At 51.5% G+C, this 9,733-nt stretch carries 8 protein-coding genes and 2 pseudogenes; 4 read left to right on the plus strand and 6 right to left on the minus strand.

The window, feature by feature from the left end:
• The first annotated feature begins 351 nt into the window (after window positions 1–351).
• The 4 genes and pseudogenes from NSCA4_RS0102975 to ubiT all read left to right on the plus strand — a co-directional run.
• A complete protein-coding gene (locus NSCA4_RS0102975; protein WP_016686758.1) occupies window positions 352–1,173 on the plus strand; it encodes a CPBP family intramembrane glutamic endopeptidase in 822 nt (273 codons plus the stop codon).
• Window positions 1,174–1,378: 205 nt separating this feature from the next.
• Complete coding sequence (locus NSCA4_RS12715) at window positions 1,379–1,618, plus strand: hypothetical protein (RefSeq protein ID WP_016686759.1); 240 nt, start codon at window positions 1,379–1,381, stop codon at window positions 1,616–1,618.
• Between the two features lie 120 nt (window positions 1,619–1,738).
• Window positions 1,739–1,816, plus strand: a pseudogene (locus NSCA4_RS14460) (ubiquinone anaerobic biosynthesis accessory factor UbiT); the annotation flags it as partial.
• A gap of 154 nt (window positions 1,817–1,970) precedes the next feature.
• Window positions 1,971–2,099 (plus strand): annotated as a pseudogene (ubiT, locus tag NSCA4_RS13630) (ubiquinone anaerobic biosynthesis accessory factor UbiT); the annotation flags it as partial.
• A 321-nt stretch (window positions 2,100–2,420) separates the two neighbouring features.
• Here ubiT and NSCA4_RS0102990 read toward each other — a convergent pair.
• The 6 genes from NSCA4_RS0102990 to NSCA4_RS0103015 all read right to left on the minus strand — a co-directional run bounded on the left by NSCA4_RS0102990 (window position 2,421) and on the right by NSCA4_RS0103015 (window position 9,620).
• The gene (locus NSCA4_RS0102990) at window positions 2,421–3,872 is read right to left on the minus strand and encodes an alanine/glycine:cation symporter family protein (RefSeq protein WP_016686761.1); all 1,452 of its coding nucleotides are present in this window, start codon (window positions 3,870–3,872) and stop codon (window positions 2,421–2,423) included.
• 256 nt (window positions 3,873–4,128) lie between these two features.
• On the minus strand, window positions 4,129–5,598 hold the full coding sequence (locus tag NSCA4_RS0102995; protein ID WP_016686762.1) for an aldehyde dehydrogenase: 1,470 nt from the start codon (window positions 5,596–5,598) through the stop codon (window positions 4,129–4,131).
• A 12-nt stretch (window positions 5,599–5,610) separates the two neighbouring features.
• A complete protein-coding gene (gene dapA / locus NSCA4_RS0103000) occupies window positions 5,611–6,474 on the minus strand; it encodes a 4-hydroxy-tetrahydrodipicolinate synthase (protein WP_016686763.1) in 864 nt (287 codons plus the stop codon).
• Between the two features lie 82 nt (window positions 6,475–6,556).
• The gene (locus NSCA4_RS0103005) at window positions 6,557–7,804 is read right to left on the minus strand and encodes an NAD(P)/FAD-dependent oxidoreductase (RefSeq protein ID WP_016686764.1); all 1,248 of its coding nucleotides are present in this window, start codon (window positions 7,802–7,804) and stop codon (window positions 6,557–6,559) included.
• Window positions 7,801–8,766: a proline racemase family protein gene (locus NSCA4_RS0103010; protein WP_016686765.1), complete on the minus strand. Its 966-nt coding sequence runs from the start codon at window positions 8,764–8,766 to the stop codon at window positions 7,801–7,803. Before NSCA4_RS0103010 ends, NSCA4_RS0103005 begins: the two co-directional genes overlap by 4 nt.
• Window positions 8,767–8,936: 170 nt before the next feature.
• Window positions 8,937–9,620 (minus strand): AraC family transcriptional regulator, encoded by a 684-nt coding sequence (locus NSCA4_RS0103015; protein ID WP_100206328.1) that lies wholly within the window; start codon window positions 9,618–9,620, stop codon window positions 8,937–8,939.
• Window positions 9,621–9,733: the final 113 nt, after the last annotated feature.

Here is a 9,733-nt window from a genome sequence, read left to right on the forward strand (position 1 = left end):
ACTGCGGGCGACGCAAACCTTAAGATTGAAGTGTAGGGTGTGTGCAGTACGTACGCACGCGGTTTTTGTTGTTACCGAATGATTCCCAACCATGCCGTAATACAGTCGGCAGCAAGCGTAGCTTGAGTCATGACCCAACGAAATCCTAATATCACCTGTAATATCAAAGGTCGTCTGAGAAATAATTTTCAGACGACCTCTCTATCAAAAGCAGCCTGCACTTTCAAAAATCGAAGTGCAGGTTGCTTTTCACGATGATTGGAAAAACCGCGCAATATTTTTATACTGTACGTCATCCAGCAATCCGTAGCCTGCACCCGCCCACTTATTTACTGAACGAACAGGAATAACATGCAGAACCTCTCTTCAGAAAAACCGACAGCCGGTTATTCGCATCCGTGGCAATACTTTCTGCTGGTGTACGCTTTGAGCGCGCCGTTTTGGCTGCTGTCTTTGTTTCTCAAACACAGTCCTCTGCCTGATAATCTGCCGCTGACAGACATCGGCGCGGCGCTCACTCCGACGATTGCCGCCGCGTTGCTGCGTTACCGCGAGGGCGGCATGGCGGCGGTGCGCGGACTGTTTGGACGTGTGTTTGATTACGGGCGGATAAAGCATTCTGCCTATTTTTGGACGGCAATACTGATTTTCCCTCTGCTTTATCTGCTGACTTATGTCGCGATACGCCAAACAGGACAAACCATACCTGCCTTATCCGTATCGTTTGCGCCGCTTGCCGGTGCGTTCGTCATGTTCTTTATCGCAGCAGTTGCTGAGGAATTGGGCTATGCCGCCTACGCCACGGAAAGTCTGCAACGGCGTTTTACCCCGCTTGTTACGGCGCTGATTATCGGGGTACCGTGGGCATTATGGCATTTGCCGTCCATGATTGCCGTGGGGCAGTCTGCCGAACTGATCGCATGGGGGCTGGTAGGGACGGTTGCTGTGAGGATTATTTATGTATGGCTGTATAACGGCAGCGGCGGCTCGGTATTTGTATTGATTGCGTGCCACACGGTTGCCAATACCGCGCGGACGGGCTTTCCGGGCGGCCGGGCGGTATATGAAAACGGCAACGGTATGATTCCATACGGAATTATCATCATCGCTGCGGTAATTGTGATGGTTTTTTGGCGTAAGGCGATGTGTTCATTTAATGGCAAGCAAACGTAGTTTGAGTCATGTACCCAACGGAACTGAATATCAAAGGTCGTCTGAAAAATAATTTTCAGACGACCCCTGTCTATCGAAAGCAGCCTGCATTTTTAAAAATCAAAGTGCAGGCTGCTTTTTGTGATGATTGGAAAAAACGCGCACTATTTTTATACTGTATATTGTGTAGGCACAATGCAAAACAACATTACCCAAAGGAATCCTTATGTTTAAAACACTCAAAAGCATTTGGCAGGGACTTACGCAAAAAGGCAAAATCTTCCCGCATCAGCTTGCATTCACGCTGCTGATTCCTTTGCGCAACTGGGCGCTTTCGCCGCAACAAATCGTGCAACGGCTGCACCTTGCGCCACACCACCGCATTTTGGAAGTAGCAAGCGTAGCTTGGGTCATAACCCAACAAAACTTTATATTGCCCGTAATCTCAAATCTGCCCGAGAAATAATTTTCAGACGACCTCTCTATCAAAAGCAGCCTGTACTTTCAGCAAACCGTCGCCTGCCCCTTCCAACCGCGTGCATAGGCTACGCCATACACTGTGCGCCGGTATATCCAAAGCCCTGACCGGGGTACTCCCGATTTGCGCCTTGCCGCCAACGGCATCGGCTTCATGCGCATGATGATGCGCGAGGAAGACCCTGATATAGTGGATTAACAAAAATCAGGACAAGGCGACGAAGCCGTAGACAGTACAGATAGTACGGAACCGATTCACTTGGTACTTCAGCACCTTAGAGAATCGTTCTCTTTGAGCCAAGGCGAGATAACGCCGTACTGGTTTAAAGTTAATCCACTATACTTTGTTTTTTAACCGCAAACTGCAAATCGAAGGCGATACCGAGCTTGGGCTGATTACCAAAAACCTGCTCGACAGCGTGGACTGGCCGTTCGGAGATTGGTTTTTGAAGCGGCAGTTGTCCGACTGAACGCAGGGTTCCACATTTGGATTTGAAGTGCAAAAATTTTCCAAGCAGAAAGTCTAGTGCACATTAGTGGGAGCAGGAATCAAATGAAAATACCAATGAGCCGCTTTGACAGTATTTTTTGAAAGGGAAGGATTTCAGGCAAATTTAGACATGTCCTGGTACACCATATACAGTAGTGCCGAACAACACAGCCACATAAACGTTGTGTTGTCCGGCACCAAATGAGGTACTTCTTAAACGGGTTTGCTCAATTAAATTAGATGTTGCACTTAAAATCCAGATCTTCCAGCTACTTTGCTCATCTATCGTAACGGAGCAAACTTAGTGCTTATCATGTTGTTGCATATGTTCTACCCAGAATTCGGCATTCTCAATCCCTGCTACACGCGGGTCGAACACCGGATCAAGGCCGGCTTTTTTCTGGCGGTCGTAATCATGCAGCGCACGTAAGGCGGGTTTGCTGAGAAATACGATAGCAATCAGGTTGAGATAACACATACTGCCGAAGCCGATATCGCCCAAGCCCCACATCAGGCTGGCAGACTGCACGCTACCGATAAACACCACCGCTAAAAACACCACCCGCAGAATCATACTGAGTATCGGGTATTTCAGCTTTTGGTCGAGATAAAGCAGCGCAGTTTCGGCGATGTAGTAATAAGCCAGCAGGCAGGTGAAAGCGAAGAAGAAGATACCGACCGCCACAAATGCGCCGCCGAAATCGCCGAACACAGTACCCAACGCAGCCTGCGTGTAAGCAGAGCCGGCTTCCACGCCGGGAATATTTTCCACAAGCGGCGTTTCCATGCCGTTCGGATGCACGTTATACATACCGGTAATCAGAATCATGATAGCAGTCGAGGTACAGACAATCACGGTATCGATATACACCGAAAAGCCTTGCACCAAACCTTGTTTCACGGGATGGCTTACTTCAGCGGCAGCCGAGCTGAACGTCGCTTCGCCCGCACCGGCTACATTAGAGAACACGGCACGTCGTACACCCCAGGAAATCGCGCTGCCTACAATTCCGCCAAATACCGCGTCTGTGCCAAATGCGCTACCTATAATCAGGTTTAAAGTTTCGGGAATTTTCGAGGCGTGGTTTACCAATACAATCAACATCAGACCGACATAACCCACAGCCATCAGCGGAATGATACTGTCGGCGGCGCGGGCGATGCGTTTGGTGCCGCCGAAAACTAAAAATGCCAACATTGCGGAAACCGCCGTGCCGCTAACCCAGGCAGACAGGCCGAAGGCGTTTTCAAACGAGGTGGCAATGGTATTGGCCTGAATGCCCGGCACCAACACGCCGTAGCTCAGGAAAATTACCACGGCTACCAGCACGGCAAAGGCTTTCAGTTTTAAGCCGCGCTCGATGTAGTAAGGAGAGCCGCCGCGATATTCATTACCGACTTTGACTTTATAAATCTGAGCCAAAGTCGATTCTACAAACGCGCTGGCGCCGCCCAATAGCGCCATTACAATCATCCAAAATACAGAGCCGGGACCGCCCGCGGCAATGGCGGTCGCTACGCCGGCGATATTGCCGACACCGATACGCCCCGAAAGCGACATACAGAATGCCTGAAACGAAGAAATCCCCGCACCTGATTCCTGCTTTTCTTTCAGCAGGCGGATCATTTCGGGCAAATAGCGGAATTGCACTCCTTTAGTAATAACGGTGAAATACAGACCGACGGCTAAAGCCAGGTAAACCAAGCCGTTGCCCCAGATATAATCCACCAGCGTACTGACGATCTTTTCCATCTCTTCTCCTTTACGGTTTTAGAGTGGATTAACTTTAAACCAGTACGGCGTTGACTTGCCTTAGCTCAAAGAGAACGATTCTCTAAGGTGCTGAAGCACCAAGTGAATCGGTTCCGTACTATCTGTACTGTCTGCAGCTTCGTCGCCTTGTCCTGATTTTTGTTAATCCACTATATGTTGTTATCTAAGGTCGTCTGAAAAAAGGTTTGGCTTGATAAGAGCTGCCAGTTTCAGACGACCTGAGCTTTATTTTGTGTTATTCCATAAACCAAATGGTTTTTGCCTGCGTGTATTGCTCAAACGCTTCCACTCCTTTGTCGCGACCGCCGAAGCCGGATTGTTTGTAGCCGCCGAACGGCGTGGCAATACTGCCTTCCGAAAAACCGTTTACCGATACCGTACCTACCTGAATTTTGCGGGCAACACGGTGGGCGCGGCTTACATTGGATGTGTAGAACGAAGCGGCCAGCCCGTAATCCGATTGGTTCGCCAAACGGACGGCTTCTTCTTCGCTGCCGAATGTGGTTACCGCCAGCACCGGTCCGAATATTTCTTCTTTAAACACAGTCATATCCGCAGTTACACCGTCGATAATCGCCGGCTCAAAATACCAGCCTTCGCCGGTTTTGCCGCCGGTGATCAGTTTGCCTCCTTCTTTCAGGGCGGTATCGAAATAACGGCACACCTTATCAAAATGAGCTTCTTCCACCATCGGACCGAGGTTGGTTTCAGGCAGGCGTGGATCGCCAACTTTCCAACCCTGCTTGAGGTCGTCTGAAAGTTTGGCCAGCAGGGCATCTTTGATGCTTGCTTCCACAATCAGGCGCGAACCGCAGCTGCAGTTTTCGCCCATATTCCAAAACGCGGCGGCTAAAATCGACGGTATCGCTTTGTCTATATCCGCATCGGCAAACACGATTTGCGGGCTTTTACCGCCACATTCCAACACGATTTCTTTCAGGTTGCTTTGCGCCGAATATTCCAAGAAATAGCGGCCGACTTCGGTAGAGCCGGTAAAGGCCACCATGTCCACATCTTGATGCATGCCCAAAGCTTTGCCGACCGTTTCACCCAAGCCGCACACCAGCGTCAGCGCCGCTTCAGGCACGCCCGCCTCATGCGCCAGCTGCACCATGCGGTAGGCGCTCAGCGAAGTCAGTTCGGCAGGTTTCACAATCACCGAATTGCCAGCCGCCAAAGCAGGTGCCACTTTCCATGCAAACATCTGTGCGGGGAAGTTCCACGGCAACACTACGCCGACCACGCCGACCGGCTCATGCACAATCAAACCCAGCGCGTCGTTGCCGGTGGGGGCGACGCGGCCGAAGGCTTTATCTACATATTCTGCGTAGAAATAAAAGGTCTCAATGGTGGCGGGCATATCGGTGTTGATACACTCGCTGATGGGCTTGCCCGCGTCGATACAGTCCAACGCTGCCAGCTCTTCGGCGTGTTCTTCAATCAACTGCGCCCAACGCAGCAGTACGGCACGTTTTTCAGATGGGCTTTTGCCTGCCCAAAGGTCGTCTGAAAACGCAGAACGCGCGGCGCGTACGGCGGCATCTATATCCTGTTCGCTCCCGTCGGCGATGTAGCCGATGAGGGAATTATCGATGGGTGTACGGTTTTCCAGCTTTCTGCCTGAATCGGCATGGTTAGGAATCAAATGTCCTGCCCACAGGCTGCCTGCTTTGGCGGCATCGAAGATTTGTTCAACGGTTTTCATACTGCGGCTCCTTCATTTCAACAAAGCCGTAAATTCAGCGGCTTCCTGCGCGGTCAGGTTATGCAGCGGCAGGCGCACTTTGCCGGCGGGCTTGGTGCCGTTTAAGCAGCCGATTTTGGCTTTTTGGTTGTAGTCGCCCGATTCCATCGAATGCAGGGCGGGATAGAGGTCGGTCAGAATCTGGCGTGCTTTGTCCCAATCTTGGGCTTGGGCTGCGTTAAACAGGGCAACCTGCTCACCGGGGAAAACGTTAGCCGCACCGGCAATCCAGCTTTTTACGCCCCAGAAGAAGAAATCCAAAGGTTGGTCGTCGCAGCCGCACACCACTTGGAAATTATCGAATTTCGCCTGAATCATACGCAGCGCATTGGAGAAATTGCCGGTGCTTTCTTTGATTCCGACGATGTTGGGATGCTTCGCCAAATGCGCTACGGTATCGAATTCGAGTTCTACACCGATGCGCGCAGGGAAGTTGTAGAGGATAATCGGTAAGTCGGTTTTAGACGCCACATATTCAAAATGTTCGATGATGCCTTGTTGCGACGGCAGGCTGTATGGCGGTGCCGACAGCATCAGGCCGTCGTAGCCTAATTCTTTAGCGCGGATGGCGCGTTGCGCAGCCACTTCGCTCGACATATCGCTGACACCTGCAATCAGCGTACAGCGGCCGGCAGCGGCCTTTACGATGGTGTTCAATACGGTTTCGCGCTCGGCTTCCGACAAGGCGTAATACTCGCCTGTGGTACCGCAGGCTACGATGCCGCGCACGCCTTTAGCAATAAACGCGTCCACCAACTCGGCAAGCAACGCGGTGTCCACTTGATTGTCGGCGGTAAACGGGGTAACGATGGGAACTAAAATACCTTCGATATTCATATGTTTCTCCTCTTGAAATTAATCGTGATTTGGTTTGATTAAAACGTTGTTGCAAAAAAAATGCAGATTTGGTTTGTTCGCTTCAGAAACGGTTAAAACGGTAAGGACTTAAATCGATTGCAGGCTGTTCGCCGAAATACAGGGCTTTCACCAGTTTTGCGGTCAACGGCGCTTGGGTCAGTCCCAAATGCTGGTGCCCGAACGCCAGCAAAATGTTTTCTTTGCGGTCGATTACCGGTAAAGAATCGGCAATCGAAGGGCGGAACCCCATCCACGGCACGGCGTCTTGCCGGTTCAGACGACCTTTGAGCATAGGTTCTGCCAAGCGAAAGAGCTGCTCCGCCCGTTCCATATTCGGCGGTGCATCCAGCCCGGCAAACTCCACCGTACCGGCCAGGCGCAAGCCTGCGTTCATGGGCGTCATGATGAATTTGCGCTCGAAGCTGCTTACAGGCACGTTCAAAATATTTTGGCTCTGAGGCAGCATCAGGTGGTAACCGCGTTCCGTATCAAGCGGAATGTCGCTGCCGCACAGCTTTTTCAACCACGGCTTGGAAAACGCTCCCGCAGCAATCACTACGCGCTTGGCTTCAAACGCTTTTCCGCCGCTGCTGATGCGGAACAGGTCGTCTGAAAATAATTGGATGTCGGAAACGTCGGTATGTTCACTTATCGTGCCGCCCGCCTGCACGAAAGCGTGCTGCAAATCCGCCGCCATGCCCGCCAAATCAACCACATGGCCGGTATCGGGGTAAAACAGCGCGCCGAGTTGCGTATCGGCAAGAACCGGTTCGCGCTCGTGTAGGCTGGATTGGTCGAGCCATTCGTTGACTACGCCCAATTCATTTAACGCCCTGCCGTGCTTTTGCAACGCCACCTGCCCACTTTTGGTTTCACAAACCAGCAGCGAGCCGTCAATACGGATGTGTTGTTCCACCCCCCATTCCTGTGCAAACTCCCTCCACGCAGCCAAAGCACGGCTATTGATCGCCATTAGTGCGCGGTGGCTGCGTTGGAAACGTTCGGGTGTGAGATTGCGCAGCAGGTTGAACAACCACGGTGTGATTTTCGGCAGGTATTTCCAGTCCAGTCTCAACGGGCCGAGCGGGTCGAGCAACATTTTCGGCAGCTGCTTGAGCACCTCGGGTGATGCAATCGGGAATACCTGCTCGGTGGCGATATGTCCGGCATTGCCGTAAGACGTGCCGCCGCAAACAGTATCGCGTTCCAACAACAGTACGCTTTCGCCACAGCGCTGCAATTCCAGTGCGATACTCAAGCCGACGATGCCGCCGCCGATCACGGTCGCAGAAAAAACTTGGCCGCTCATGATGTTTCGATTCCGTAGCGGAACGGATCATCCGCGTTTACAAAAATCTCTGATGCCGCATGAATGTGCGCTTCTCCTTTGATGGTCGGTATGATCAGACGCTCCGAATGCAGGTCGTCCGAAAGTGTTTCATAAGAAGCAGCAAAGCGGCTGCCGATTACGCTTTCCTGCACCCACTCTTTTTCAGGTGGCCACACGCCGTCCGCAGCCAAACAGGCCATCTTCGCACTGGTGCCTGTGCCGCAAGGCGAGCGGTCGTAGGCTTTGCCCGGGCAAAGCACGAAGCTGCGGCTGTCTGCCGTATCGGTTTTGCAGAAAAGCTCGATGTGGTCGATTTCCTGCCCGTCTTTGCCTTTGATGCCCTGTTCATTCAACGCGGTACGGATGCGCCAGGAAACATCGGTCAGCTGCCCCAGATTGTCGGGCGCGATGGTGCAGCCGTGGTTGTTCACCAAGAAGAACCAGTTGCCGCCCCAAGCAATATCGCCGGTGATGCTGCCGATGCCCTCAACGTCAAGCGACACATCTTTACGGTAGCGGTAAGAAGGCACGTTGCGCACGCTCACCGAGCCGTCTTCATGCAGCGTGCAGCGTACATTACCTACCGGCGTCTCGATGGTGTGCGTGCCGACATCAATACGTTTAAGATGTTGAAGTGTTTTAATCAAACCGATGGTGCCGTGGCCGCACATGCCTAAATAACCGCTGTTGTTGAAGAAAATCACGCCGGCGGCAGAAGCAGGGTCTTGCGGCTTACACAACAACGCTCCCACCAAAACTTCCGAACCGCGCGGCTCCAAAATCAACGCGCGGCGCAAATGGTCGAAACGATTGGCAAAATCGGCGCACTGCTCTTGCAGGCTGTTGCCGGAAAGCTCGGGGAATCCGCCATACACTACACGGGTTGGCTCGCCGCCAGTGTGGGAATCAATCACGGAAAAAGTATATTCGGTATGCGGCATAGCAAAATCCTATCGCTAAATAAACTTCCGTTAACCTTACAAAACCGCTGCGGTCGTCGTCTTGATGAATTTCCCGTTTTTTGTGCAGAAATGTGCATACTCAAGCAAAGCCAAAACAGAAATGCCTGTCTGAAACACTATTTTCAGACAGGCATTTCTACACTTCGCCGTTATCTTGATTTCTTAAATTCAGACGGCGCCAAGCCCACCAAAGCCTTAAACTGCCGAGTGAATGCACTGTGATCGGAATAGCCGCAACGGGCGGAAATTTCCGTTACCGACAAGCCCGTTTCCAGCATTGCCATCGCCGCTTCGATGCGCACTTTTTGGATGTATTGCGAAGGTGTGATGTGAAAAATCTTTTTGAAATAACGCTCGATTTGGGCGGTAGAAAGGCGCGAAACGGCTTCCAGGTCTTTCATCTTGATGCTTTGGTCGAAATGGCCGGCGATGTATTTTTCAAGCAGCGCGATTTTTTTATTCAACTCGGGACGATTGCTGTCATTGGTTTCCACATCGACAGACACGCCGAGCATGGCAATAATTTCTCCCAAAGGATTGCGCACCGGCATTTTATGCGTGATACACCAGCCCAGTTCGCCGGAAGCATACGTATGCAGCTCCAGCCTGTTGCTGATGATTTTTCCATTACTCAGCACTTCCTTGTCCTGTTGCGTATAACTCTGTCCCCATTCAGACTGAAACAAGTTTTCAGATGTTTTTCCGATCAAAGCCGCCATATCGGGTAATTGCAAACGATGCAGTAGGGTATCGTTGGCATAGACATACTCTGCTTTCGTGTTTTTTACAAAAAACACTGTACTGGGCAACACTTGCAATACAGGTGCAAACATGTGCAGACTGCGGATAAGGTCATCCACATTTTCCGGACAAACTGAAAGAGGGAGAGGGATGAAAGGCATGGTTGTTGATATCCGTGAAAGTTACAATAATATAGTGGATTAAC

Source organism: Neisseria sicca 4320 (genome assembly GCF_000193735.1).
Classification (GTDB): Bacteria; Pseudomonadota; Gammaproteobacteria; order Burkholderiales; family Neisseriaceae; genus Neisseria; species Neisseria sicca_E.

Excerpts from the sequence above, each read along its gene's own strand:
- NSCA4_RS0102975 (WP_016686758.1), top strand. The coding sequence starts at position 352 with ATGCAGAACCTCTCTTCAGAAAAACCGACAGCCGGTTATTCGCATCCG.
- NSCA4_RS12715 (WP_016686759.1), top strand. The coding sequence starts at position 1,379 with ATGTTTAAAACACTCAAAAGCATTTGGCAGGGACTTACGCAAAAAGGC.
- NSCA4_RS0102990 (WP_016686761.1), bottom strand. The coding sequence starts at position 3,872 with ATGGAAAAGATCGTCAGTACGCTGGTGGATTATATCTGGGGCAACGGC.
- NSCA4_RS0102995 (WP_016686762.1), bottom strand. The coding sequence starts at position 5,598 with ATGAAAACCGTTGAACAAATCTTCGATGCCGCCAAAGCAGGCAGCCTG.
- dapA (WP_016686763.1), bottom strand. The coding sequence starts at position 6,474 with ATGAATATCGAAGGTATTTTAGTTCCCATCGTTACCCCGTTTACCGCC.
- NSCA4_RS0103005 (WP_016686764.1), bottom strand. The coding sequence starts at position 7,804 with ATGAGCGGCCAAGTTTTTTCTGCGACCGTGATCGGCGGCGGCATCGTC.
- NSCA4_RS0103010 (WP_016686765.1), bottom strand. The coding sequence starts at position 8,766 with ATGCCGCATACCGAATATACTTTTTCCGTGATTGATTCCCACACTGGC.
- NSCA4_RS0103015 (WP_100206328.1), bottom strand. The coding sequence starts at position 9,620 with ATGTTTGCACCTGTATTGCAAGTGTTGCCCAGTACAGTGTTTTTTGTA.